General features: G+C 62.3%; 20 protein-coding genes. 11 read left to right on the top strand and 9 right to left on the bottom strand.

The window, feature by feature from the left end:
- Positions 1 to 3 precede the first annotated feature (3 nt).
- The 5 genes from accC to MesoLj_RS24140 all read right to left on the bottom strand — a co-directional run bounded on the left by accC (position 4) and on the right by MesoLj_RS24140 (position 4,718).
- A complete protein-coding gene (accC, locus tag MesoLj_RS24160; RefSeq protein ID WP_140767724.1) occupies positions 4 to 1,347 on the bottom strand; it encodes an acetyl-CoA carboxylase biotin carboxylase subunit in 1,344 nt (447 codons plus the stop codon).
- A 10-nt stretch (positions 1,348 to 1,357) separates the two neighbouring features.
- Positions 1,358 to 1,819, bottom strand: a complete 462-nt coding sequence (accB, locus tag MesoLj_RS24155; RefSeq protein WP_140767723.1) for an acetyl-CoA carboxylase biotin carboxyl carrier protein — start codon at positions 1,817 to 1,819, stop codon at positions 1,358 to 1,360.
- A gap of 26 nt (positions 1,820 to 1,845) precedes the next feature.
- The gene (gene aroQ / locus MesoLj_RS24150) at positions 1,846 to 2,280 is read right to left on the bottom strand and encodes a type II 3-dehydroquinate dehydratase (protein WP_096445540.1); all 435 of its coding nucleotides are present in this window, start codon (positions 2,278 to 2,280) and stop codon (positions 1,846 to 1,848) included.
- A gap of 145 nt (positions 2,281 to 2,425) precedes the next feature.
- The gene (locus tag MesoLj_RS24145) at positions 2,426 to 3,262 is read right to left on the bottom strand and encodes a DsbA family protein (protein WP_202322820.1); all 837 of its coding nucleotides are present in this window, start codon (positions 3,260 to 3,262) and stop codon (positions 2,426 to 2,428) included.
- A gap of 64 nt (positions 3,263 to 3,326) precedes the next feature.
- Positions 3,327 to 4,718 carry a M48 family metalloprotease gene (locus MesoLj_RS24140; RefSeq protein WP_202322819.1) on the bottom strand — a complete coding sequence of 464 codons (1,392 nt, stop codon included), beginning with the start codon at positions 4,716 to 4,718 and terminating at the stop codon, positions 3,327 to 3,329.
- Positions 4,719 to 4,865: 147 nt separating this feature from the next.
- Here MesoLj_RS24140 and MesoLj_RS24135 point away from each other — a divergent pair, with 147 nt between their 5' ends.
- Together MesoLj_RS24135 and MesoLj_RS24130 are read left to right on the top strand one after the other, a co-directional pair.
- Positions 4,866 to 6,014, top strand: coding sequence for a pyridoxal phosphate-dependent aminotransferase (locus MesoLj_RS24135; protein WP_140767720.1), 1,149 nt, complete (start codon positions 4,866 to 4,868; stop codon positions 6,012 to 6,014).
- 4 nt (positions 6,015 to 6,018) lie between these two features.
- Complete coding sequence (locus MesoLj_RS24130; protein WP_140767719.1) at positions 6,019 to 6,966, top strand: glutaminase; 948 nt, start codon at positions 6,019 to 6,021, stop codon at positions 6,964 to 6,966.
- A gap of 136 nt (positions 6,967 to 7,102) precedes the next feature.
- Here the strand turns inward: MesoLj_RS24130 and MesoLj_RS24125 are convergent, their stop codons facing one another.
- Positions 7,103 to 10,057 carry an Rne/Rng family ribonuclease gene (locus MesoLj_RS24125; RefSeq protein ID WP_202322818.1) on the bottom strand — a complete coding sequence of 985 codons (2,955 nt, stop codon included), beginning with the start codon at positions 10,055 to 10,057 and terminating at the stop codon, positions 7,103 to 7,105.
- A 653-nt stretch (positions 10,058 to 10,710) separates the two neighbouring features.
- Here MesoLj_RS24125 and MesoLj_RS24120 point away from each other — a divergent pair.
- The 7 genes from MesoLj_RS24120 (at position 10,711) to MesoLj_RS24090 (ending at position 18,708) form a co-directional block, all read left to right on the top strand.
- On the top strand, positions 10,711 to 11,973 hold the full coding sequence (locus MesoLj_RS24120) for an N-acetylmuramoyl-L-alanine amidase (protein WP_202322817.1): 1,263 nt from the start codon (positions 10,711 to 10,713) through the stop codon (positions 11,971 to 11,973).
- Positions 11,974 to 12,185: 212 nt separating this feature from the next.
- The gene (locus MesoLj_RS24115; protein WP_202322816.1) at positions 12,186 to 14,630 is read left to right on the top strand and encodes a penicillin-binding protein 1A; all 2,445 of its coding nucleotides are present in this window, start codon (positions 12,186 to 12,188) and stop codon (positions 14,628 to 14,630) included.
- A 126-nt stretch (positions 14,631 to 14,756) separates the two neighbouring features.
- A protein-coding gene (gene prfB, locus MesoLj_RS24110; protein WP_096445560.1) for a peptide chain release factor 2 occupies positions 14,757 to 15,888 on the top strand; the annotation gives its coding sequence in 2 pieces (ribosomal slippage) (positions 14,757 to 14,822 and positions 14,824 to 15,888; 1,131 coding nt in all).
- Between the two features lie 309 nt (positions 15,889 to 16,197).
- Entirely contained in the window at positions 16,198 to 16,575 is a 378-nt protein-coding gene (locus MesoLj_RS24105) for a hypothetical protein (RefSeq protein ID WP_056566494.1), read from the top strand.
- A gap of 109 nt (positions 16,576 to 16,684) precedes the next feature.
- Positions 16,685 to 17,053: a GFA family protein gene (locus MesoLj_RS24100; RefSeq protein ID WP_202322815.1), complete on the top strand. Its 369-nt coding sequence runs from the start codon at positions 16,685 to 16,687 to the stop codon at positions 17,051 to 17,053.
- A gap of 152 nt (positions 17,054 to 17,205) precedes the next feature.
- Positions 17,206 to 17,856: an OmpA family protein gene (locus tag MesoLj_RS24095; RefSeq protein WP_140767714.1), complete on the top strand. Its 651-nt coding sequence runs from the start codon at positions 17,206 to 17,208 to the stop codon at positions 17,854 to 17,856.
- Between the two features lie 243 nt (positions 17,857 to 18,099).
- Positions 18,100 to 18,708, top strand: a complete 609-nt coding sequence (locus MesoLj_RS24090; protein WP_202322814.1) for a hypothetical protein — start codon at positions 18,100 to 18,102, stop codon at positions 18,706 to 18,708.
- A gap of 158 nt (positions 18,709 to 18,866) precedes the next feature.
- Here the strand turns inward: MesoLj_RS24090 and MesoLj_RS24085 are convergent, their stop codons facing one another.
- Positions 18,867 to 20,444, bottom strand: a complete 1,578-nt coding sequence (locus MesoLj_RS24085; RefSeq protein ID WP_202322813.1) for a DEAD/DEAH box helicase — start codon at positions 20,442 to 20,444, stop codon at positions 18,867 to 18,869.
- A gap of 192 nt (positions 20,445 to 20,636) precedes the next feature.
- On the bottom strand, positions 20,637 to 21,410 hold the full coding sequence (locus MesoLj_RS24080; protein ID WP_056566482.1) for an NAD kinase: 774 nt from the start codon (positions 21,408 to 21,410) through the stop codon (positions 20,637 to 20,639).
- 217 nt (positions 21,411 to 21,627) lie between these two features.
- On the opposite strand from MesoLj_RS24080, the gene MesoLj_RS24075 reads away from it, so the two are divergent.
- Together MesoLj_RS24075 and MesoLj_RS24070 are read left to right on the top strand one after the other, a co-directional pair.
- Positions 21,628 to 21,945, top strand: coding sequence for a hypothetical protein (locus tag MesoLj_RS24075; protein WP_244735154.1), 318 nt, complete (start codon positions 21,628 to 21,630; stop codon positions 21,943 to 21,945).
- A gap of 224 nt (positions 21,946 to 22,169) precedes the next feature.
- On the top strand, positions 22,170 to 23,141 hold the full coding sequence (locus MesoLj_RS24070) for an NAD-dependent epimerase/dehydratase family protein (RefSeq protein ID WP_202322812.1): 972 nt from the start codon (positions 22,170 to 22,172) through the stop codon (positions 23,139 to 23,141).
- Positions 23,142 to 23,166: 25 nt separating this feature from the next.
- Here the strand turns inward: MesoLj_RS24070 and glf are convergent, their stop codons facing one another.
- On the bottom strand, positions 23,167 to 24,351 hold the full coding sequence (gene glf, locus MesoLj_RS24065) for a UDP-galactopyranose mutase (protein ID WP_202322811.1): 1,185 nt from the start codon (positions 24,349 to 24,351) through the stop codon (positions 23,167 to 23,169).
- Between the last annotated feature and the right edge of the window lie 15 nt (positions 24,352 to 24,366).

Genomic DNA, 24,366 nt, shown 5'->3' with positions numbered 1-24,366 from the left:
GGACTACTCTTCCTTGGCCAGGTATTTTTCCAGCCAATGGATGTCATAGTCGCCATTGGCGATGTCGGCGTTGCCGACGAGATCGCGAAACAGCGGCAAGGTCGTCTTGATGCCGTCGACGACGAACTCATCCAGTGCCCGCCGCAGCCGCATCATGCATTCGACGCGGTTGCGCCCATGAACGATCAGCTTGCCGATCAGGCTGTCGTAATAGGGTGGGATCTTGTAGCCGGAATAGACGCCCGAATCGACGCGAATGCCGAGGCCGCCCGGCGTGTGGAAATGCGTGATCGTGCCGGGCGAGGGGGTGAAGGTGCGGGGATCCTCGGCATTGATGCGGCATTCGATGGCATGGCCGTTGAACTTGATGTCTTCCTGCTTGACCGAAAGACCGCCGCCGGAAGCGACACGGATCTGCTCATGCACGAGATCGATGCCGGTGATCGCCTCCGTCACCGGATGCTCGACCTGCAGGCGCGTGTTCATCTCGATGAAATAGAACTCGCCATTCTCGTACAGGAACTCGATCGTGCCGGCGCCGGAATAGCCGAGATCGGCAATGGCCTTGGCGCAGATGCCGCCGATGCGGGACCGCTCCTCGGCGTTGAGCGCTGGCGAATTGGCTTCTTCCCAGACCTTCTGGTGGCGGCGTTGCAGCGAACAGTCACGCTCGCCGAAATGCACGCCACGGCCAAAGCCGTCACCGAACACCTGCACCTCGATGTGGCGCGGCTTCTGCAGATATTTCTCGATATAGACGGCGTCGTCGCCGAAGGCGGCACCGGCTTCCGTGCGCGCCGTCTGCAAGGCGATCTCGAGGTCCGCCTCGGTGAGTGCAACCTTCATACCGCGCCCGCCGCCACCGGCCGAGGCCTTGATGATCACGGGATAGCCGATCTCGGCGGCAATGCGCTTGGCTTCCTTCTCGTCGGTCACCGCGCCGTCGGAACCGGGCACCACGGGGATGCCAAGGCGCTTGGCGGTACGCTTGGCCTCGATCTTGTCGCCCATGATGCGGATATGGTCGCCGGACGGGCCGATGAAGGTGATGTTGTGCGCGGCCAATATGTCGGCGAACTTGGCGTTTTCCGACAGGAAACCGTAGCCTGGATGCACGGCGTCGGCACCGGTGATCTCGCAGGCCGCGACGATCTGATGGATATTGAGATAGCTGTCGCGCGATGGCGGCGGCCCAATGCATACGCTCTCGTCGGCGAGCCTGACATGCATGGCGTCGGCGTCGGCGGTCGAATGCACCACCACGGTCTGGATGCCGAGTTCCTTGCAGGCACGCAGCACCCGAAGCGCGATTTCGCCGCGATTGGCAATGAGGATCTTCTGGAACATCCTGCCAGCTCTACTCGATCACGACGAGCGGCATGCCGTATTCGACCGGCGTCGCGTCCTCGAACAGGATCGCCGTCACCGTGCCGGCGCGCGGCGAAGGGATCTGGTTCATCGTCTTCATCGCCTCGATGATCAGCAACGTCTGGCCTTCCTTGACCTTCTGGCCAATCTCGATGAACGGCTTGGCGTCGGGCGAGGGCGCCAGATAGGCGGTGCCGACCATCGGCGAGGCCACCGCGTTCTTCGATACGTCGGCCGCTGCCGGCGCGGCCGATGCCGCGGGCTGGGCGGCAGCCGCGGGCGCATAGGCTGGCTGGGGTGCGGCGATGGCATGGACGGCGGGCGCCTGCCGCGACACGCGCACCTTCAGGTCACCCAGTTCGACCTCGATTTCGGTCAGGTTGGTGTCGTTCAGTATGCCCGCCAGATCGCGGATCAGCTGCTGGTCAACACCGGTCTTCTTTATCGACATTTTCGAGCCTTCTGTTTGTTGGCCGGTCATAAGCGTGCGGCCAGCGCCTGTAGCGCCAGCGTGTAGCCGAGCGGCCCAAAGCCACAGATCATGCCGACGGCGACCGGCGCGACCATGGAGACGTGGCGGAATGATTCCCGCGCATGGATGTTGGAAAGATGAACCTCGGCAACCGGCAGCGGCGCGACCGAGCGGATGGCGTCGTGGATCGCGATCGAGGTATGGCTGTAGGCGCCTGGATTGATGACGATGCCGGCGGCCTTGTCTCCTGCTTCCTGGATCCAGTCGACGAGATCGCCCTCGTGGTTCGACTGGCGGAAATCGATCTCGAGCCCGAGCGCTGTGCCCGCCTGCTTGCAGTCGTCGGCGATGGCGGCAAGCGTCTTGCCGCCATAGATGCCCGGCTCGCGCTTGCCAAGCGCGTTGAGATTGGGACCGTTCAGGACGAAAACCGTTTTCAAAAAAGCCGACCTTTACCGGCGCCGGTGTCAAACCGGCGCGCTGGCTCTCTATAATGGGCATAGTCGCCCGCGGAAAGAGCGCAAGTGCGTTCTTTCACTGTCCACAACAGGCCGAAATCCGACCGTGAAGAAAACTCCCGGCCGATCAAAGCGCGGCCTTCGCCGCCTCGATCTTTTCGGCCAGCACTTCCTGCCCGAGAGCACCGAAGACGACCTCGTTGCCGACCACATAGGACGGTGTTCCGGTGATCGACAACTTGTTGGCAAGATCATAGGTCTTGGCGAAGGCTTCGTTGATCGACGGGTCCTTCATCTTCTCGCGCAGCTTCGCCTCGTCGGCGCCGAGCGAAAGCGCGACCTTGATCGCGGCCGCTTCGGTAGCGCGTCCCTGGCCGCCGAGCAGAGCATTGTGGAACTCGCCGTATTTTTCCGGCATCATCAGGTGGAACGCCATCGAGACGACGCTCGCCTTCTGTGAGTCCGGCCCGAGGATCGGAAATTCCTTGAGCACGAAGCGCAAATCCGGATCGGCCTTGGTCAGCGCCCGCATGTCCTCGATGGCGCGTTTGCAGAAGCCGCAATTGTAGTCGTAGAACTCGACGATGGTCACCTTGCCGTTCGGGTTGCCGACAATGCCGTCGAAGCTGGAGTTGAAGATCTGCTCCTTGGCGTTCTTGATGACGCCAAGCGCGGCGAGGCGCTGCTCGTCCTTCTGCTTGGCCTCGAGCGCGTCCTGCACTTCCAGCAGCACTTCGGGGTTCTTCAAGAGGTAGTCGCGGATGATCCCTTCGACCTCGGTGCGGTCGATCTTGGTATCCGCCGCCTTGGTATCGGCCGCCGCGGTCTGGACAGGCTGTGTCGTCTCGACGGGCTGCGCCGTCCCGGCCTTGGCAATCTGTGGGCTGCCGGCCACGAAACCGAAAGCCAGCATGGCAAGGGCTACAGCGATCCCCGTGGTACCCAGCAACAGTGCCTTTTTCATCGTTCTCGTTCCTTTTGCCTGTTTCCCGGTCCGGCTGTGTCGCAGCGCGTGGCCGGAAGGTTCACTAGATTTTGCCTGACGATTTGTAGTTTATAATGTCCTGCGCGCGGATCCAGCGCGGCTCGCCACGCTTCATCTGCTGCTGCGCCCGCATGGCGAAGATCTTCGCATCCTTGTAGTTGCCGGAATAGAAATGACCCTCGGCCGTGGCAAGCTCGGCGCCCGGTATGTCACCCAACTCGCCATAAGCCTGCGCCAGGTAGCGATATCCAGCGGAATTTTCCTTGTCGCGCCCCAGGCCGTTGTTGATCTGCACCACGGCCTTCTTCAGCGAGTCGGGCGTGCCTATGGCCATCAGGGCCTGGCCGAGCGAGACAGGCAGCAGGCCGGACCGCACCGGATCGAGGCTGACCGCCTTGGTGTAGGCTTCGGCCGCATCCTTGGGCTTGTTCGCCTTCATCAGTATGTCGCCGCGCAATTCCTGGAAGTAGGCATTCTTGGGCTGCGCCTTGACCAGGGCGTTGGCCTTGACGAGCGCGGCGGCAAGGTTGCCGTAAAGATAGGTGGACTGGGCATCGCCATACTGCGCGGCGAGGCTGCCCCGCATCTTTTGCATCAGTCGCGCCGCCCCGGCCTGGCCGTCCATATAGACTGCGATCTTGACCCGCATCATGTCGTGGCGCTGCTGCAGCGCCGGAGAGTCGACCTTGTCGACATTGGGGCTCTGCTTCACCAGCACTTCGAGATTGGCGATGCGCTCCTGCGGCATCGGATGGCTGATCCGATAGGGATCGACCTGCGTGCCCGACAAGGACAGCGCGCTCTGGAAGCGGGCGAAGGTCTTCAGCATGCCCATGCCGGACTGGCCAGTGGCGTTGAGATAGGTGATCGCCGAGCGGTCGGCGGTCGTTTCTTCGGTGCGCTGGTAGGCGAGGATGCTGCGTTGCGCCATCTCACCGCCGCCAGCCGCCACGCCCATGCCGGCGCCGGCAAGACCGCGGCTGTTGGTGGTCGCGCCAGCGACCATGGCGCCCGCGCCAAGCAAGGTGGCGATGATGGCCATCGTCTTGGCGCGTTCAAGCTGGTCACGCAGTTTCTGCTGGTGGCCGCCGGCGATATGACCGGCCTCGTGCGCGATGACGCCGATGATCTCGTTCGGCGTTTCAGCCGTCATCAGCGCGCCTGTGTTGATGAACAGCCGGCGTCCGGTGACGAAGGCGTTGAAGCTGGAATCGTTGACCAGAACGATGTCGATGCCGTCATTCGCCAGCCCGGCGGCCTTGAAGATCGGCCGAGCGTAATCGCGCACCAGAGCCTCGATCTCGGCATCGCGTATAACAGGCACGTTCTGGGCGAAGGCGGTGACCGAACTCGCCACGGCAACAACGACGCCGAGCGAAAACGTCGCGAAAACGCGTGCTGCCTGGGCAATCGTCGATCTGGGTCGGCTCAACATGACGTGTCAACTGGTAGACGAGCGGGCGAAAGATGAAAAGTCGGCACCGGAAAAACTTCCTCAACTTGTGATCCTCACATCAATCGGGCATTTGTGCGGCGCATGCATCAAGGGAATGGCGTGCTCAACTGTCTGGACAGGGATAAAATGGTCGTTTCGCTCTCACGCCGTGGCAATGTCGAGCCGTTCCACGCCATGGATGTCCTGGCCGAAGCGAACAGGCTGAAGGCTCAGGGCGTGCCAGTGATCTCAATGGCGGTCGGCCAGCCCTCCGACCCCGCGCCCGCAAGGGTTCGCGCCGCGGCTGCCAAGGCCTTGCAGGACGGGCGCATAGGCTACACTGACACGCTGGGGCTGGCCGGTCTGCGCAAGGCGATCGCCGAGCATTACGCGGATCACTATCGGCTTGAGGTCGAGCCCGGCCGGATCGCGGTGACCACAGGATCGTCGGCGGCCTTCAATCTCGCCTTCCTGGCGATGTTCGATCCGGGCGACCGCGTAGCCATCGCGGCCCCCGGCTACCCCGCCTATCGCAACATCATGGCGGCGCTCGGCATCGATGTGGTCGAGATCGAACTCGGCGACGCGGCCTATCTGCATGCCGGTCATCTGGAGGCAGCGCACCGCGAGAAGCCGCTGAAGGGGGTTCTTTTCGCAAGCCCCGCCAACCCGACCGGCGCGGTCATACCGGCCGACGAACTGTCGGCGCTGGTCAATATGGCGGAGACACTGGGGATCGCCGTCATTTCCGACGAGATCTATCATCGATTGGCCTATGGCGCGCCCGACACCACGGCACTCGCCTTCGGCAACAGCGTGACCGTGATCAATTCCTTCTCGAAATACTATTGCATGACCGGCTGGCGCATCGGCTGGATGGTGTTGCCGGAAGAGCTGGTGCGCCCGGTCGAGCGGATTGCCCAAAGCCTCTACATCTCGCCGCCGGAACTGTCGCAGATCGCTGCGATCGAGGCTTTTGCCGCGACCGAGGAGCTGGAGGTGGTCAAGGGCCGCTACGCCTGGAACCGTGAGCTCTTGATGAAACGTCTGCCCGAGCTTGGCTTTCCGCTGGCCGCGCCGATGGATGGCGCCTTCTATGCGTTTTGCGACGTCACCCGGCACACCAATGACAGCATGGCCTTCGCGCGCAAGATGCTGGCCGAGGCGCATGTGGCGGCGACGCCCGGCCGCGACTTCGACACCCAGGCGGGGCATCGCACGATGCGTTTTTCCTATGCCGGCAGCCACGACGACATGGTCGAGGCGATGTCGCGCATCGAACGCTGGTTGAGGTAGCGCCATGCCGGAACTCGAACAGGCCCCCAAACTTGATCAGGCATTGGCCGAGGTCGCGGCCGAAATGGCTGAGCGCACCGATCGCGGCGATGTCGCGACCTACATTCCTCAATTGGGCAAGGTCGATCCAAGGAAGTTCGGCATTGCCGCCGTCACCAATGACGGTCGTGTGCTGACGGCGGGCGATGCCGACCAGCCTTTTTCCATCCAGAGCATCTCGAAGGTGTTCACATTGACGCTGGCGCTCGGCAATGTCGGCGACGCGCTATGGAAACGGGTTGGACGCGAGCCGTCGGGCAATCCGTTCAACTCGATCGTCCAACTCGAGCACGAGAACGGCATTCCGCGCAATCCGTTCATCAATGCCGGCGCCATCGTCATCTCCGATATCCTGCTTGCCGGCCATCAGCCGCGCGAGGCGATCGGCGAGATCCTGCGCTTCATCCAGTTCCTCGCCGACGACGAGACCATCATCATCGACCGCGAGGTGGCGGCGTCCGAACGCGCCACCGGCTATCGCAACTTCGCGCTGGCCAACTACATGAAATCCTTCGGCAATCTTCATCATGCACCGGAACTGGCGCTCGGCGTCTATTTCCACCATTGCGCCATTGCCATGAGTTGCCGGCAACTGGCGATGTCCGGCCGCTTCCTTGCCAATGGCGGCAAGAACCCGGCGACCGGCCATTCCGTGGTATCGGCGGAGCGCGCGCGGCGCATCGGTGCCATGATGCTGACCTGCGGCCACTATGACGGATCCGGCGATTTCGCCTTCCGTGTCGGCATTCCGGGAAAAAGCGGCGTCGGCGGCGGCATATTGGGCATCGTTCCGGGTGTCGCCTCGCTTGCCGTCTGGTCGCCCGGCCTCAACGCCAATGGCAATTCCAAGCTGGGTTCGATCGCCTTGGAGAAGCTGGCCAGGATGATGAATTGGTCGATTTTCGCGCCTTAGCGCAATTCCAGGAAAAGTGTGGGACGGTTTCCCCATTTCTCGCACTGTGGGAACACCTGACATGAAAAATCCCGCGCCATCCTTCGATCGGCGCGGGATTTTCTTATCAAAAAATTACTTCAACCAGTTGAAAGGCTTAGAAAAAACCTTTCCGCTGCCACCAGCCGGCACGCTTCGGCTTTTCTTCGGTCTTGGCTTCCGGCTCACTGGCGACGGTCGAGGAAACCACAGGCACGACCGGTGCATCGATCGCCGCTGGCTTGCGTCGTGACGGCCGGGCCTTCGAGGGCTGTTCCTTGACGGCCGCAATCGCAGGTTCCTCGGCGACCGCCGCGGGAGCCTCGGCCGGCGTTTCCACAGCCGCTTCGACAACGGCCGTCTCGACGGCGGCCTCGGCGGCTGCCTTCTTCGGCTTGGCTGCGCGACGCGGCTTCTTGGGCTTCTCGGTGCTCGGCACCTCTTCGCTCACCGCGGCTACCGGCTCTTCCGCCACAGCAGCAACAGCCACCGGCTCGATCGAGGCAGGCTCGCTCTCGGAAGCATCAGCTTCGGAAGGCTCGGTCGTTTCGCCGGCACTTGCCTCGGCCTCGCCTTCGCCGTCTTCGCGACGGTTGCGCTTGCCGCCGCGCTTGCCGCGCCGACGCTTCTTGCCCTGGCCGTCATCCGAAGCCTGCGCCGCCTCATCGGAGGCGCTGGCGGCGATCGGAGCGGCGTCGTCCGTTTCGGTGTCGTCATCGTCCGCCGCGTTTGCCGATTCGGCGAAATCGCCGGCCGGAGCCGAGGTGGATGAGCCATCCGTAGGAGCGCCATGTTCGCGATCGCGATCCCGGCCGCCGCGACGTCTGCGGCGCTTGCGGCGCTTGCGGTCGCGGCCTTCGCCGTCCTCGCCACCGACAGGCCGCGGCTGCTGGTTTTGCTGCGGCTGCTGGCGTGGCTGCTCGGCCTGGACCGATACCTCGTCATCTTCCTCGACGACGACAATCTCGTCCTCGGGCTCTTCCGGCTCGACATAGGCCGGCAGGCTGCGCACCTCTACAAAGCCCTCGGGCTTTTCAGCCAGGGCGCCGCGGAAGATCGCATAGTGCTGCGCGCCGACCGTGTCGTCGGCCTCGATGGTGATGGTCAGGCCGAAGCGGCTTTCCAGTTCCACCAACGTACCGCGCTTGTGGTTGAGCACGTAGAGCGCGGTCGCGGCCGGCGTGCGGACCGTGATGTGGCTGCGCGAATCCTTGAGCAGGAATTCCTCGATCGCCCGCACCACCATCAGCGCGACCGACGAATCGGACCTGACATGGCCGGTGCCGCCGCAATGCGGGCAGGGCTTCATGGTGGATTCGAGCACGCTGGCGCGGATGCGCTGGCGTGACATCTCCATCAGGCCGAAATGCGAGATGCGGCCGACCTGGATACGCGCACGATCGTTCTTGAGGTGATCCTTCAGCCGCTTCTCGACGGAGCGGTTGTTGCGGTTCTCCTCCATGTCGATGAAGTCGATGACGATCAGGCCGGCGAGATCGCGAAGCCTGAGCTGGCGGGCAACCTCTTCGGCCGCTTCCAGATTGGTGTGGAGTGCCGTGTCCTCGATCGAGTGCTCCTTGGTGGAGCGCCCCGAATTGACGTCGATGGCAACCAGCGCCTCGGTCTGGTTGATGATGATGTAGCCGCCGCTCTTCAGCGTCACCTGCGGCTGCAGCATGCGGTCGAGCTGCGCCTCGATACCGTTGCGCACGAAGATCGGCGTCGTGTCGCGGAACGGCTGAACCACCTTGGCGTGGCTCGGCATCAGCATACGCATGAAGTCCTTGGCCTCGCGATAGCCTTCCTCGCCCGAGACAAGGATCTCGTCGATGTCCTTGTTGTAGAGGTCGCGTACCGAACGCTTGATCAGGCTGCCTTCCTCATAGACGAGGGCAGGGGCGGTGGACTGGAGCGTGAGATTGCGCACGTTCTCCCACAGCCGCATCAGATATTCATAGTCGCGCTTGATCTCGGCCTTGGTGCGGCTCTCGCCGGCGGTGCGCAGGATGACGCCCATGCCTTGCGGCACTTCGAGATCAGCGACAACCTCCTTCAGGCGCTTGCGGTCGACCGCGCTGGTGATCTTGCGGGAAATGCCGCCGCCGCGTGCCGTGTTGGGCATCAGCACCGAATAGCGGCCGGCAAGAGACAGATAGGTGGTGAGGGCGGCGCCCTTGTTGCCGCGCTCTTCCTTGACGACCTGCACCAGCAGGATCTGCCGGCGCTTGATCACTTCCTGGATCTTGTACTGGCGGCGCACGGGCTTGCGGCGATTGCGCACTTCTTCCAGCGCATCCTCGGCGCCGACCGATTCGACCTCGTGGTCATCCGGATGCGAGGACTGTACTTCCTCCAGCATGCCGCGGTCATTGTCGCCGGACGTTGCTTCAGTGCCCTGTTCTGTCTGCGGGACAGGTTCGGAAACCACATCGCCTTCGACAGCGGCGGCTATCGATGTCGGGCCGCCCTCGCGGGTTTCGGCTTCGTCCTGCTCGGTGGAACCTTCATCGTGGCCGGACGTATCGGCATGCTCCGACGTATCTGAATGTTCTGACGTGTCGGCTGCGTGTTCGATGATCTGGGAGGTGTGGGAGATCTCTTCGACAACGATGTCGCCATTGTCGCCGCCTTCACTCGGCTCGCCGGAGCCTTCGCCTGCCTCGCTCGCATCGCGCTTGTGCTCGGCCCGGTCACGGCTCTTGCCGCCGCGCCGGCGCCCGCGCCGGCCGCGATCGCGGCTCTGGCGGTCATCGCCGTCGCCGTCCTCGTCCTCTTCGTCCTCGGCCTCCTGCGCTTCGGCGCGCAGCAGTGCCTGACGGTCGGCGACCGGGATCTGGTAGTAGTCGGGGTGTATTTCACTGAAGGCGAGAAAACCGTGACGGTTGCCGCCATATTCGACAAAGGCTGCCTGAAGGGAGGGTTCGACGCGCGTTACGCGGGCGAGGTAGATGTTTCCTTTGAGCTGCTTCTTGTCCTGGGATTCAAAGTCGAATTCTTCGATACGGTTACCGCGTACGACGACAACTCGTGTTTCCTCCGGGTGGGAGGCGTCTATCAGCATTTTGTTGGGCATTATTTCGTTTCCCCCCGGCAGCCGTCAGCCGCAGCTGGCGGGGTAAAACCCGCTGCTGTGTGTCTGGATGAGAGTGGGTGCCGGATAATTGAATGTCCGCCGGACGGTGCCTGCGTGTCATGGCGGTGCCGCCCGCAGCCATACTGGCGCGGTTTGATGCGGACCTTTCCATGATTGCGCTTGAAGCCATCGTCACCAGCAGAACCTTTTGAACCAAAGCCCGGAAACCGGACCAGCTTGTTTGCTCGTACAGAGCCGGCACGGGAACAAACCCGGCCGTTTTCCTCACGCAGGCGATTCCCCCGCCACGGGAGCACACCTGCGAAATTCGTCGCAATCACTTGAAGCCTTTTCGCGTGAAGCGAAAGGAGCCGCCTTTCATCTAACCCTGTAGCAGGAAGCTGCGGAGGAGGGCGGTTCCAGGATTGCAGTGATCCACTATCGCTTTTATGATTTGGCGGGGTGGAAGGCAACCCCGATTTCCGATGCCGGCAAAAAGCAGTTCCGTAACGTAAGCCTGGTTCCGATCCTTGCGTGAAAAGGCTTGGTTAACCTTCTCTGGATACCAATCGTTAATCGAGTTCGCGGCCTAACCGGCACTTCGACGAAACGAGCGGGCGCCTGGCGCCAAACCAGGAGCGACTGGAAGAGAGATGGGATTGGCAGACTTCACAGACAAGGGATGTCGTGTTGGCGGCCGGATTCTCGGCGCCTTCTGTCTCCTGCTGCTGGTCGTGATTTCACAGTCGCTTTCCTCCGTTGCCAATGCCGCCGACGCGCCGCTCGTGGCCAAAGGCTACAAGATGGCGGGCGATGCCACCAAGATGCGCATCGTCGTGGATTTCGATCGCGAGCCTGACATCAAGTGGTTCCTGCTGCGCGGACCCAATCGCCTGGTCATCGATCTGGCGAATACCAGGCTGGCGATCGACGCCAAGGACTTGAAGCCGCGCGGCCTGGTCAAGAGTGTGCGCCTGGGCGAGCTCGGAGAGGGCGTTTCTCGGCTGATCCTCACCGGCAAGGGACCGTTCGCGGTCGACAAGCTGGATGTGCTCAAGAATGAAGACGGAACCGGCTACCGCATTGCCATCGACATGTCGGCCGCCTCCGAACGTGAGTTCGACGCCGCCCTTGCCAACCAGGCGCTGACCACCGGCTCGACGGTTTCAACCGACAAGGGCGGGAGGGTCGGCACCGGGCCGGTCTCCAATCCGGGCCATCGCTTCACCGTCGTCATCGATCCCGGCCATGGCGGCGTCGACGGCGGAGCCGAGGGTCTGAACGGTACGATCGAGAAGAACGTGACGCTGGCCTTCGCCACGGAGCTGCGCGACAAGCTCACGGCGATCGGCAAATACGATGTCTTCATGACGCGCGACACCGATGAGTATCTGCGTCTGGACGACCGTGTGCGCATTGCCCGCCAGCATGAGGCCGATCTGCTGATTTCGATCCATGCCGATACGATCAGCGTCAAGGGCATCCGCGGCGCCACCGTATATACGGTCTCCGACAAGGCATCCGATCCCGAGGCGCAGGCGCTTGCCGACCGCGAGAATCTCTCGGACCAGTTTGCCGGTATGGTCATCAAGGACGATAACAAGGAAGTGACTGACATCCTGATCGACCTGATCCGCCGCGAGACGCACACCTTCTCGATGAGTTTCGCCCACACGCTGGTCGGCCAGCTTTCGACCAGCGTCGGCCTCATCAACAATCCGCAGCGTTCGGCGGGATTCAAGGTGCTGAAGGCGCCGGACGTGCCATCCGTGCTGGTCGAACTCGGCTATCTCTCGAATGCCAAGGACGAGGCGCAACTGCTCGACGCCGAATGGCGCGGCAAGGCCGCACAAAGCATCACCAACGCCGTTGCGCTGTTCGCTTCCGCCCGTGCCGGAACGGGGACCGGAGGTTGACATGCCTGGCGGCGCCTGCAACCTAAGGCGGCGTTGCTGGATGACAACACCCGGTGCCTTTATTTCTGGCTCGAGGTCATGAAAGCAAGCCTTGCCGTATTTTGTCCACATGGTGGCGACATGGGTTTTCGATTACGGATTGGGACCGGTTCGAAAGCTTGCGTGGAAGGCGGCTTCGTTTAGGAAATTCCCGACCAAGGACTGGAGCGGGTATGATTCGTCTCATTGGCTACTTCTTCGGCATCGGCACGACGCTGGCCCTTCTGGTCGCGGCGGGCGTTGCCCTGTACATCGGCCATGTCGCAAAGGATCTGCCCGACTACGAAGTGCTCGCCAAATACGAGCCGCCGGTCACCACCCGCATCCATGCCTCGGACGGCTCGCTGATGGCGGAGTATGCGCGCGAACGGCGCCTGTATCTGCCGATCCAGGCGATCCCGGACCGTGTCAAGGCGGCCTTCCTGTCCGCTGAGGACAAGAACTTCTACAGCCATCCTGGTGTCGACATAACGGGGTTGGGTAGAGCGGTGCTCACTTACGTTTCGGGTGGACCGATGCAGGGTGGTTCGACGATCACCCAGCAGGTTGCCAAGAACTTCCTGCTCACCAACGAGCGCTCCCTGGAACGCAAGGTCAAGGAGGCCATCCTTTCCTTCCGCATCGAACAGGCTTACCCGAAGGACCGCATCCTCGAACTCTATCTCAACGAGATTTTCTTCGGCTTCAACGCCTATGGCGTGGCCGGCGCCGCTCTGACCTATTTCGACAAATCGGTGAACGAACTGACCGTGGCCGAGGCCGCGTATCTGGCATCGCTACCGAAAGGTCCGGCCAACTACAATCCTTTCAAGCACGCCGATCGGGCGATCGAGCGGCGCAACTGGGTCATCGGCCAGATGGTCGAGAATGGTTATGTGACGCCCGAAGAGGGTGCCAAGGCCAAGGCCGAGCCGCTTGGCGTTTCACCGCGGCGCGCCGGCTCCTATCTTTTCGCCGGCGAGTATTTCACCGAAGAGGTCCGTCGGCAGATCATCGCCCGCTACGGCGAGAATGCGCTCTATGAGGGCGGCCTCTCCATTCGCACCACCCTCGACCCCAAGGTCCAGCTCATTGCCCGCAGGGCGATGCAGAACGGCTTGATGAAATACGACACGCTGCGCGGTTATCGCGGGCCGGTGAAGACGATCGACGTATCCGGCGACTGGGGCGTGGCGCTGGGCGCCGTCAAGGGCCTGGAAGACGTCCCCGAATGGTCGCTGGCCGTCGTGCTCGACAGCTCCGCGACTGGTTTGTCGATCGGCCTGCAGCCCGCACGTCAGGCGTCGGGCGACATCGTCAAGGAACGCGTCGAGGGCACCGTCAGCAAGGACGACATGGGTTTTGCCATGCGCCATCTGGTCGACGGCAAGACCGTCAAGGCCAAGTCGCCGGCCGACGTGCTGAAGCCGGGCGACGTGATCTTCGTGCAAAAGAACGAAGGTTCCGACACTGCCTACAGCCTGCGCCAGGTTCCCGAGGTGGAAGGCGGCCTGATCGCCATGGATCCGCATACCGGCCGCGTGCTGGCCATGGTCGGCGGCTTCTCCTATTCGCAGTCGGAATTCAACCGCGCCACCCAGGCGATGCGCCAGCCGGGCTCCTCGTTCAAGCCGATCGTCTATTCGGCGGCACTGGACAATGGCTATACGCCGGCCTCGGTGATCATGGACGGACCGATCACCATCCAGAGCGGCAACACGACCTGGACACCGAAGAACTATGACGGCACCGTCGCCGGGCCGGCAACGCTGCGCTCCGGTATCGAGAAGTCGCGCAACCTGATGACCGTGCGGCTTGCCAACGACATGGGCATGAAGCTGGTCGTCGAATATGCCGAGCGCTTCGGCGTCTACGATCATCTGGCGCCGTATCTGCCGATGGCGCTGGGCTCCGGCGAGACGACCGTCATGCGCATGGTTTCGGCCTATTCGATCATGGCTAATGGCGGCAAGTCGATCAAACCATCGCTGATCGATCGCATCCAGGATCGCTACGGCAAGACCGTGTTCAAGCAGGATGAGCGTGGCTGCGAAGGCTGCAACGCGCCTGAGTGGAAGAATCAGCCGGAACCGGAACTGGTCGACAATTCCGAGCAGGTGCTCGATCCGATGACTGCCTACCAGATCACCTCGATGATGGAAGGCGTGGTGCAACGCGGCACCGGCGCCACCATCGGCGAACTGGGACGGCACATCGCCGGCAAGACCGGTACCACCAACGACGAAAAGGACGCCTGGTTCATCGGCTATACACCGAACCTCGTGGTCGGCCTGTACATGGGCTACGACACGCCGCGCGGCCTTGGCCATGGCGCCACCGGTGGCGGTCTCGCCGCCCCGATCTTCAAGGACTTCATGCGCGTGGCGCTGGACGGCACGCCCAATGTCGACTTCAAGGTGCCGGACGGCATGAATCTGATCGCCATCAACCGCAAGACCGGCATGCGTGCCACGTCGGGCGATCCGGGCACCATCATCGAGGCCTTCAAGCCGGGCACCGGTCCCGCCGACAGCTATTGGGTGATCGGCATGGGTGCCGACGGCTCCAACGCATCGGGCGGCGCACTGTCGCCGCAGGCGAACCAGGCCATCCAGGACGGCGGCGGCGGCCTCTACTGACGGGTCTCAATGCCGACTGTTGGGCTGGCCTAGGGCCGGCCCATTTCGCTTTACACATGACGACGCCGTCCCTATGTATCGCGCCGACCCAAGCGTCACTTCAGCAACAGGACGAAATACCAAGCCATGCGCGCGGAAACGCAGAATATTGTCGACGAGATCAGGCAGGCGATAACCCTGCTGAGGAGGCATCTTTGACTGGGATCAGGCCATAAAGCGGCTTGAATACCTGAATGTGCGGGCCGAGGACGCCAGCCTCTGGAACGAACCGCTGGAAGCCCAGAAGCTGATGCGCGAACGCCAGGGCCTCGAGGAAGGCATCGCGGCGGTCAAGGGCCTGACGCAGGCGCTGGAAGACAATATCGGCTTGATCGAGCTTGGCGAGGAAGAAGGCGACGAGGGCGTCATCGCCGAGGCCGAAGCGGCGATCCGATCGATGCAGGGCGAGGCGAAGGCCCGCCAGGTCGAGACGCTGCTGTCGGGTGAAGCCGACGCCAACGACACCTATCTCGAAGTTCATGCCGGCGCCGGCGGCACCGAGAGCCAGGACTGGGCCTCGATGCTGTTGCGCATGTACACGCGCTGGGCCGAGCGCCGCCGCTTCAAGGTCGAGGTGCTGGAAGTACATGATGGCGAAGAGGCCGGCATCAAATCCGCTACGCTCTTGATCAAGGGCCACAATGCCTATGGCTGGCTGAAGACGGAATCGGGCGTCCACCGTCTGGTGCGCATTTCGCCCTATGACAGCAATGCGCGTCGCCATACGTCCTTCTCCAGCATCTGGGTCTACCCAGTCGTCGATGACAGGATCGAGATCGATGTTTCGGAATCGGATGTGCGCATCGACACCTATCGCTCGTCGGGTTCCGGCGGCCAGCACGTCAACACCACCGATTCGGCAGTGCGCATCACCCATATCGCCACCGGCATAGCGGTCGCCTGCCAGGCTGAGCGTTCACAGCACAAGAACAAGGCCAAGGCCTGGGAGATGCTGCGCTCGCGGCTCTACGAGGAAGAGCTGAAGAAGCGTGAGGCCGTCGCCAACGCTACCGAAGCCTCGAAAAGCGACATCGGTTGGGGCCACCAGATCCGTTCCTACGTGTTGCAGCCCTATCAGCTGGTCAAGGATCTGCGCACCGGCGTCGAAAGCACCAGCCCGTCAAGCGTTCTCGATGGCGACCTCGACGACTTCATGGAAGCCTCGCTGTCGCAACGCATCGAGGGCGGCGCCGGCGAGGCCGTGGCGGATCTGGACTAACCCGTCCGCCACTGACCTGGGTTGCGATGGCTTGCACCTTCTTCAGGAGGAAGCGGGCCATCGCCGAAGATCTGCCCTGCCTGTTAACGGCAGGTAGTCGCTGCCTTGCGCGGCCAGGCAACAGCTGCGCGTCTCATGCAGCAATTTCTTGCGCCGACTCACATTTCGGCTCACCTTCGAGGGCAGGAAGAGACAAAAGCATTTATGGCCGGTCGCGGCATATCTGCTGACGATTTGGCCGCTGGGAAGACACGTTCCGGGAACGGGCAAGCAAGAAACGCTTGAACCTCGTTTGAAAGGAACGTTCCCATGTTTGCCGCCAATTCCAGATCGGCCATCGCCGTTCCATCGGTTGGCCAGCTTGTCATTCCCCTGTGCGCGGCGTGTGTGATCGCGCTTCTGTCGGTGCCTGCCTTGGCGCATGACGCCAAGCCGACCGCGGCCAAGCCGCAAGGCTGGAGTTATCCGTTCGCCTGCTGCGCGAACTACGACTGCCATGAGGTGTCGCAGACTTCGATCAGCGAGCGCCCGGAAGGCTATGTCATCAAGGACACCGGGGAGGTGCTGGCTTACAGCGACAGACGTATCAAGGATTCGCCCGACGGCGAATTTCATTGGTGCGCGCATGAGGCCGGGCTCGATGCCGGCAAGACCATCTGCCTGTTCGTGCCGCCATCGTCCTACTAGGATTTCCGGCCGGCTGATCAGGCGTGGAGCCTGCTGACGGACAGTTGTCAGGATCGCTTCTTTATGGTGCCCTGCCGCATGGGCGGCGGACAACGGAGAGGTTACGTCGATGACCATCAAGGGAAGCTGCCACTGCAAGGCGACGACATTCGAGGTTTCAGAGGCACCGCGGACGGTGACGCAGTGCACCTGTTCGTTCTGCTCGAAACGCGGCTCGCTCTGGGCCTACTACACCCCATCGCAGTTCAAGCTCATCACGCCACTGAAAAACGTTGCCTTCTATCAGTGGGGCTCGAAAACCGTAAAGCATGGTTTTTGCACCACCTGCGGCTGCGGCACGTTCACCGAAACACCGGATTGGTCGACCGGCGAGCCGGATTTCGACAATCCCAAGATCAGCATCAATTCGCGGCTGTTCGATGATTTCGATCTCGACAAGGTCGAAGTGGTGGTCATTGACGGCAAGAATCTCTGGTAACCGGCCAAGGCGGTTCGTCACGTGACTGACCCCGGGAAAAGCCGTCGCGGGCGTTTTTCCTGTTCCGCTTTTCGCCGCAATTCATGTTACAAGTCGCGGGAAGGGTTGATTTGGCGCCGTCGAAAAAGGCGCGACTTGGAGAGGGATCATTTATGAAGAAGACCGTGCTCGTCGTCATGGCGACGGCTTTGCTCGTGAGCGCCTGCACCACCACCGATCCGTATACGGGCGACCAGAAGATTTCCAACACGGCCGCTGGTGCCGGTCTCGGCGCCCTGGCAGGTGCGAGCCTCGGTCTGCTTGCCGGCGGCAATGACCGCCGCAACGCGCTGATTGGCGCTGGCATCGGTGCGCTGGCCGGTGGCGCCATCGGCGCGACGATGGATCAGAACGAGGCGGAATTGCGCCGGCAGCTCCAGGGCACCGGCGTCAGCGTCACCCGCAGCGGCGACCAGATCATCCTCAACATGCCGTCCGACATCACCTTCAATGTCGATCAGGATGCGGTGAAGCCCGGCTTCTACCCGGTGCTGAATTCCGTTGCGCTGGTGCTGAAGAGGTTCCGCCAGACGACCGTCGATGTGTTTGGCCACACCGATTCGACGGGCGGTGAGCAGCACAATTTCGATCTGTCGCAGCGCCGTGCGCTGGCGGTCGCCAACTATCTGTCCGGGCAGGGCGTCGATCAGCGTCGCTTCGCCGTCACCGGCTTCGGCAAGACGCGTCCGATCGCATCCAACGCGACGGCCGAAGGCCGCGCCCAGAACCGGCGCGTCGAGATCCAGCTGTCGCCGCTCACCTGATTGTTCGGCAAGTGAATGCGAAACGGCCCCCACGGGGGCCGTTTTTGTTTGAGGGGACTTAAGCGCTCCTCAGATTGGCGTGCCTGAGAATTAGCTAGTTCTAAATAACAGCTTTCCCACAGGCCCGGAAAGGAATAGCATCATTGCTGTTCCAGAGGGGATGAGGCGGTACAACTGGCCGCGCAATCAAACATTTTCCCGCCTCGGTCTTGCACGGCCAGATGAAATATCTGGGAGGAATGCATGACAAGAACAGCTCGCCTTGGGCGTTGCGGCGTCCTCGTATTGGCCGGCCTTCTCGGCGTATCGTTCGATGCTGCCACGGCCCAAGCCGAAGAAGCCAACAAGGCCGACATCGAAGCCTTGAAGAAATCATTGGCCAAGTATGAAGACTATACCGCAGCTGTCCGCGACCTTTATCTGTCGACCGTCGGGTGCGTCTATTATGGCGGCGAAAAGATATCCGGCGCGATGTTTTATCCGAAAGGGGCCATGGGCATCCATTTCGTCAACGTCCCAAGTGTCGGCCAGAAACTCGACCCGATGAAGCCCAACGTCCTGATCTACGAGCCGACCAGGAAGGGCCTGAAATTGGTCGGCGTGGAATGGCTGGTGCCGCTGACGCCGGATACCAAAGAGCCGCCGAAGCTGTTTGGCCAGACCTTCATGGGGCCGATGGAGGGACACTATCCGCTCATCCCGAGGGAGTTCGTCCACTACGATCTTCACGCCTGGCTGTTCAGGGATAATCCGAACGGCATGTTCAGTCCGACGAACCCGAACGTGAAATGCAACAAGGCCGAGTTTCCGATGCTGGAGAAACCGACCAAGATGATGCCCGGGCCAATGTAACGGGCGAGCCAGGCCAACCGATGGCGTCCAGCAATGACGCGGTTTCAGCAGGGCGACATGCATGAAGCGCGTCGTCCAGGCCGGTTCGAACCGATGCACGTTTGGAGTTCGCCCAGGGGCATGCCGGCTGGCCGGCGTGCCCTCGAAAGCGGTCTGGATTATACCTTGGCGACGATGCGCATGAAGGCCGGCATGTCGTCGCCGAAGCCCACGGTGGTGTCGTTGTCTTCCTGCCGGTGGCGGGCAGGGCGGTTGCCATCGCGCTGCGGCCTGGTGTCGCCCCGTTCCGGCGCACGATCCGCGGAGCTCTTGCGCTCGCTGTTTTCCGAGCGGATCGCATCCTTGCGCGCGCGCCGCTCGCCGATATCGGCGACGGCCGTCTCAGCCACATCGGGCTGTTCCCGCTGTGCGACTACTGGAGAGGCCTCTTCCTCGCCATGTCTGGCGCGACGTTCGCCGCCCTTCTTGCGCTCGCCCCTGTCCTTGCGGTCATCGTCCTTGCGGCCGGCGCGGCGCGGCGCGCCTTTGCCCCGGCGCGGCGCATCGTCTTCACCTTCGCTGGCGACCACGGTCGACAGGTCACCGTCATGCCACTCGATCTTGTTGCCGATCAGCCGTTCGATGGCGTCGATATACTTGGTGTCGGACTTGGTCGCGATGGTGAAGGATTTGCCGGAGCGTCCGGCGCGTCCGGTGCGGCCGATGCGGTGGACATAGTCTTCTGCATGGATCGGCACGTCATAGTTGAACACATGGCTGACATCGGGGATGTCGAGGCCGCGCGCGGCGACGTCCGAAGCCACGAGATAGCGAAGCTTGCCGTCACGGAAATTGGCGAGCATCTGCATGCGGGCACGCTGGTCCATGTCGCCATGCAGGGCGCCGGCATCGAAATCGTATTTCAGCAGCGAGCGGAACAGTTCCGACACCTCGACCTTGCGGTTGCAGAAGATGATGGCGTTCTTCAGCTCCGCGTCCTCGGCCCGTATCAGGTTGCGCAGCGTCTCGCGCTTGTCCCACGGCTTCGAACCGGACTTCACCAGCCGCTGGGTGATGCTGGTGGCGGTGGAGGCTGCCTTGGAGACTTCGACACGCACCGGCGCGTGCAGGAATTTCTCCGTCAGCTTGGTGATTTCCGGCGGCATGGTCGCCGAGAAGAACAGCGTCTGCCGGGTGAACGGGATCATCTCGCAGATGCGCTCGATATCGGGAATGAAGCCCATGTCGAGCATGCGGTCGGCCTCGTCGATGACGAGGATCTCGACGCCATTGAGCAAAAGCTTGCCGCGCTCGCGGTGGTCGAGCAGGCGGCCGGGCGTCGCGATCAGCACGTCGGCGCCGCGCTCCAGCTTCTTGTCCTGTTCGTCGAACGATACGCCGCCGATCAGAAGCGCGATGTTGAGCTTGTGGTTCTTGCCGTATTTGACGAAGTTTTCCTCGACCTGCGCGGCAAGCTCACGCGTCGGCTCCAGGATCAGGGTGCGCGGCATACGGGCGCGGGCGCGCCCCTTTTCCAGCCGGGTCAGCATCGGCAGCACAAAGGAGGCGGTCTTGCCGGTGCCGGTCTGGGCTATGCCCAGCACGTCCTTGCCAAGCAAGGCGTGTGGGATGGCACCGGCCTGGATCGGAGTCGGCTGCGTATAGCCGGCATCGGTAACTGCGGAAAGCACCTTCGGCGACAGGCCGAGGTCTGAAAAGGTCAACGCTTCTTGAGCGATCGTGGTGTCTGAGGACAAGTGTTGTTGTCTTTGGCTGGTTCGGGGAGGCGCAACGTTATTCGTCGCGGCAAGCGCCACGCGCTTGCAAGATTGGCATTGCGATTAGGCGCAAGTCCGCGATTTGTCAACAGAAACGGGCGGGATTGGTGCGATTGTGAACTTGTAACCTTAATCGCTATGCCTAATCCGGCCGCTTGTCTGTGTGCCGGCTCAGTAACGGAACTGTTCGGCCAGGATGCGCTCGTTCCAGGAATGATTGGGATCGAACAGTAAGGTCGCCGTTGCTGTCGGCGACTCGCGAACCGTTACGGAGGTCACCGCCTTGACCTCCGTATGGTCGGCGGCGGCGTTCACCGGCCGCTTTTCCGGCTCCAGAATGTCGAAGCGCACGGTCGCCTTGTTGGAGAGCAATGCGCCACGCCAGCGGCGCGGGCGAAACGGGCTGACCGGCGTGAGCGCCAGCAGTGGGGCGTCGAGCGGCAGGATCGGCCCGTGCGCGGAAAGATTGTAGGCGGTCGATCCGGCCGGCGTCGCGATCATCACGCCATCGCAGTTCAGCTCTTCGAGCCGTATCTGCTCATCGATGGTAATGCGAATCTTGGCCGTCTGGTAGGACTGGCGCCAAAGCGCAACCTCGTTGATCGCCAGTGCGGAAACCGTTTCACCCTCCGAGGTGACGGCTTGCATCTCCAGCGGGCGGATCGTCTCGGCGACGGCGGCCGCGATGCGTTCGGTGAGGCCGCCGGAACGATACTCGTTCATCAGGAAACCGATGGTGCCACGGTTCATGCCGTAGACCTTCTTCCCAGTCCCCATCGTGTCGCGCAGGGTCTGCAGCAGGAACCCGTCGCCGCCCAGAGCTACGACTACCCCGGCATCGGCGACCGGACATTGGCCATAGCGCGCCGACAGGCTCTCCAGCGCCGCCTTGGCGTCTGCTGTGTCGGACGAGACGAAGGCGATGCTGTTGGCGGCTGTGCTCATGGCTCCCCGATCGCGACCGATTGGCGGGCGGCGGGTCTGGCCGCGCCAGCGCCGGGGTAGCATGGTGCGGGTAGGTCTGCAAAGGGAGCCATCGTGCCAGCCGGCAAGGCCATGCCGTGACGGCATCGCCCGGACCGGCAGGTCGCGCTTGATGTCATGGCTTGAGCGAATGTGATGGTTAAGAGGGGGCTTAAGCTCTCGTAAAGCCCGATCGATCATGTTAGCCGGCATGGGTGGCGTGGGGCGCCCGCAGCATCGCTGTATCCTTCGGGAGACCACGAGGACGCTGTGGCACTTTTGTTTTGTGCGCAAGATCTCCTGGATGATTCCGGTCTTCGGGGGCACGCACCAGCCAGACGAGGCCGACATATTGCCGGTAACACGCCTGATCATCGTATTTGTCATGCTGGGTAGCTTCGCGCTGATCTTCGCCGAGCTTGTGCGCCAGTCCGAAGAATTGAGCATCAGACCACAGCCCACGGCGTCGCGCTGCGGCGATGCCGCGGGAATGCCATGCCCGCAAAAGGCACTGTAACCCGCGAAAATACACTTACCCATCCGCACCATATATCCGGCGATGGTTTCATCCTCGGACAGCCGGCCACCAATTGGCGCGGAACAAGTTTGATCGTTGCAATTGCGGTATCGATGAAAGCACTGCTAGAAGTCCCTCGGATCTGGATAGGACATGGTTCCCATAGTTTCTGGGAACGGGCCTATCCGGGGCGTTGAACGAAGAGTTTCTGGAGGGGAGTGGGCATGCCACGCAGCGTGTTGGTTTCTGGTGGCTGCGGCTTCATTGGTTCCCATCTTGTCGATCGCCTGCTGCGGCGCGATGATCTGGAAACGCTTGTTGTCGTCGACAATCTGTGGACCGGATTGCAAGATAACATTGCCCATGTCTCGGACCCGCGGTTCAGCCTGCGGATTGCCGATGCCGAAAGCTTCACCGCCAGCCGGCATTTTGACGAGATCATCCATCTGGCGTCACCGGCTTCGCCCGTGTGGTATATGCGCGAGCCGGCGCGCACGATTAGGGCCAACATAGGCGGCGCGCTCAATCTTCTGTCGCTGCTCAAGCCCGGCGGTCGGTTCTGCTTCACCTCGACTTCGGAAGTCTATGGCGATCCCCTGGTCTCGCCGCAGCCGGAGACCTATCGAGGATCCGTGGACTGCACCGGGCCACGGGCCTCCTATGACGAGAGCAAGCGCTGCACGGAGGCGCTGCTGTTCGAAGAACAACGCGTCAACGGACTCGATGTGCGCGTCGTCAGGCTGTTCAACACCTATGGGCCGCGAACGCGCATCGATGATGGCCGCGCCGTTTCGAATTTTGTCTGCCAGGCGCTGACCACGGGAATCCTGACCGTCTATGGCGATGGCTCCCAATCGCGCAGTTGGGGCTACATCGACGATATCGTCGACGGGTTGGAGCGGTTCTTCTGGCGCGACGGCATCTCGCACCGGGGGCCCTTGAACATCGGCAACAATCGCGAGGTCTCGGTTCTCGAGACCGCGAAATTCGTCAGTTCGCTTGTTCCGGGCAGCCGCATCGAACACCATGCGCCTGCCCCGCAGGATCCGACAAACCGGTGCCCTGACCTGACCATGGCAAGACAGGTGCTTCCCGATTGGGAGGCAAAAACCGGCTACCAGGAGGGGATCCAGCGCACCTTCGAATGGTTCCGCCGGCAGATTGCGACTAACGCCAGATCGGTGGCGTCAGCCTGAGCGCCTGACGTTCAGGCCCGACCCGTCATTGCGACCGTGAGACCGAATCGAGCTTGCCGGTAAAGTAGGGTTCAAGCACGGTTTCGAAGGCCTTCAAGGCCGCGCCGATCGCCTGGTGCATGTCGAGATACCGGTAGGTGCCCAACCGTCCGCCGAGATGCAGGTTGTTCTCGGCGGCCGCCCGTTCGAGATAGCGACGGTAAACCGCCTGATCCCGGCGTGTGTCGATCGGATAGTAGGGCTCGTCGGCGCGGCCGGCAAAACGGGAATACTCGCGGCCGATGAGTGTCTTGTCGCTCTTGTGCTGGCGTTCCGGATTGAAATGCCGGAATTCGACCACGCGGGTGTAGGGCACGGCTTCGTCGGCATAGTTCATGATGGCCGTGCCCTGATGATCCGGCGTGTCCATGACCTCGAGATCGATGTCGATGGTCCGCCAGCCGAGCTCGCCCTCCGAATAGTCGAAATACCGGTCGATCGGACCGGTGTAGACGACCGGCAGGTCTTTCGGCAGCAAGGGTTTGATATCGAAAAAATCGATGCCAAGCCGGGTCTCGATGAGCTCGTGCGCGAGCATTTTTTCGAAGATCGCCGTATAGCCATCCACCGGTTGGCCCTGGAAGCGGTCGTTGAAGTAGCCATCCTCGAACGTATAGCGGACCGGCAGGCGGGCGATGATCTGCGCCGGCAGTTCGCGCGGATCGGTCTGCCATTGCTTGGCGGTGTAGCCTTTGATGAAAGCCTCGTAGAGCGGACGGCCGACGAGGGAGATCGCCTTTTCCTCGAGATTGGCCGGCGGGCGATCACCAAGCTCCGCCGCCTGTCCTGTGATCATGCTGCGCGCCTCGTCCGGGCTCAGCCGCTTGCCGAAGAACTGGCAGATCGTGGCAAGGTTGATCGGCAGCGGATAGACCTTGTCGCGATAGGTCGAAAACGCACGGTGGCGATAGGCCGTGAAGCCGGTGAAGGCGCGCAGGTAATTCCAGACCTCTTCGTTGGATGTGTGGAACAGATGCGGCCCGTAGCGGTGGATCTCGACGCCGGTGGCGGGATCCTGTTCGGTGTAGGCATTGCCGCCGATATGCCGGCGCCGGTCGATCACCAGCACGCGCCGGCCGAGTTGAGTGGCGATGCGCTCGGCGAGCGTCGCGCCATAAAAGCCCGCGCCGACAATGAGAATGTCCGCTTCGCTGAGCAGGTTCTTGTCCATTCGCGGATCTGCCGA

Origin of the sequence: Mesorhizobium sp. 113-3-9 (genome assembly GCF_016756515.1) — a bacterium.
Lineage (GTDB): Bacteria > Pseudomonadota > Alphaproteobacteria > Rhizobiales > Rhizobiaceae > Mesorhizobium.
The sequence above is the reverse complement of the archived record's forward strand: the minus strand, read 5'-3'. Positions and strand labels throughout refer to the sequence as shown.

Excerpts from the sequence above, each read along its gene's own strand:
- MesoLj_RS24140 (WP_202322819.1), bottom strand. The coding sequence starts at position 4,718 with ATGTTGAGCCGACCCAGATCGACGATTGCCCAGGCAGCACGCGTTTTC.
- MesoLj_RS24120 (WP_202322817.1), top strand. The coding sequence starts at position 10,711 with ATGGGATTGGCAGACTTCACAGACAAGGGATGTCGTGTTGGCGGCCGG.
- MesoLj_RS24130 (WP_140767719.1), top strand. The coding sequence starts at position 6,019 with ATGCCGGAACTCGAACAGGCCCCCAAACTTGATCAGGCATTGGCCGAG.
- glf (WP_202322811.1), bottom strand. The coding sequence starts at position 24,351 with ATGGACAAGAACCTGCTCAGCGAAGCGGACATTCTCATTGTCGGCGCG.
- MesoLj_RS24075 (WP_244735154.1), top strand. The coding sequence starts at position 21,628 with ATGTTAGCCGGCATGGGTGGCGTGGGGCGCCCGCAGCATCGCTGTATC.
- MesoLj_RS24095 (WP_140767714.1), top strand. The coding sequence starts at position 17,206 with ATGAAGAAGACCGTGCTCGTCGTCATGGCGACGGCTTTGCTCGTGAGC.
- MesoLj_RS24105 (WP_056566494.1), top strand. The coding sequence starts at position 16,198 with ATGTTTGCCGCCAATTCCAGATCGGCCATCGCCGTTCCATCGGTTGGC.
- MesoLj_RS24100 (WP_202322815.1), top strand. The coding sequence starts at position 16,685 with ATGACCATCAAGGGAAGCTGCCACTGCAAGGCGACGACATTCGAGGTT.
- MesoLj_RS24070 (WP_202322812.1), top strand. The coding sequence starts at position 22,170 with ATGCCACGCAGCGTGTTGGTTTCTGGTGGCTGCGGCTTCATTGGTTCC.
- accB (WP_140767723.1), bottom strand. The coding sequence starts at position 1,819 with ATGTCGATAAAGAAGACCGGTGTTGACCAGCAGCTGATCCGCGATCTG.
- MesoLj_RS24145 (WP_202322820.1), bottom strand. The coding sequence starts at position 3,262 with ATGAAAAAGGCACTGTTGCTGGGTACCACGGGGATCGCTGTAGCCCTT.
- accC (WP_140767724.1), bottom strand. The coding sequence starts at position 1,347 with ATGTTCCAGAAGATCCTCATTGCCAATCGCGGCGAAATCGCGCTTCGG.
- MesoLj_RS24125 (WP_202322818.1), bottom strand. The coding sequence starts at position 10,057 with ATGCCCAACAAAATGCTGATAGACGCCTCCCACCCGGAGGAAACACGA.
- MesoLj_RS24135 (WP_140767720.1), top strand. The coding sequence starts at position 4,866 with ATGGTCGTTTCGCTCTCACGCCGTGGCAATGTCGAGCCGTTCCACGCC.
- MesoLj_RS24080 (WP_056566482.1), bottom strand. The coding sequence starts at position 21,410 with ATGAGCACAGCCGCCAACAGCATCGCCTTCGTCTCGTCCGACACAGCA.
- MesoLj_RS24090 (WP_202322814.1), top strand. The coding sequence starts at position 18,100 with ATGACAAGAACAGCTCGCCTTGGGCGTTGCGGCGTCCTCGTATTGGCC.
- MesoLj_RS24115 (WP_202322816.1), top strand. The coding sequence starts at position 12,186 with ATGATTCGTCTCATTGGCTACTTCTTCGGCATCGGCACGACGCTGGCC.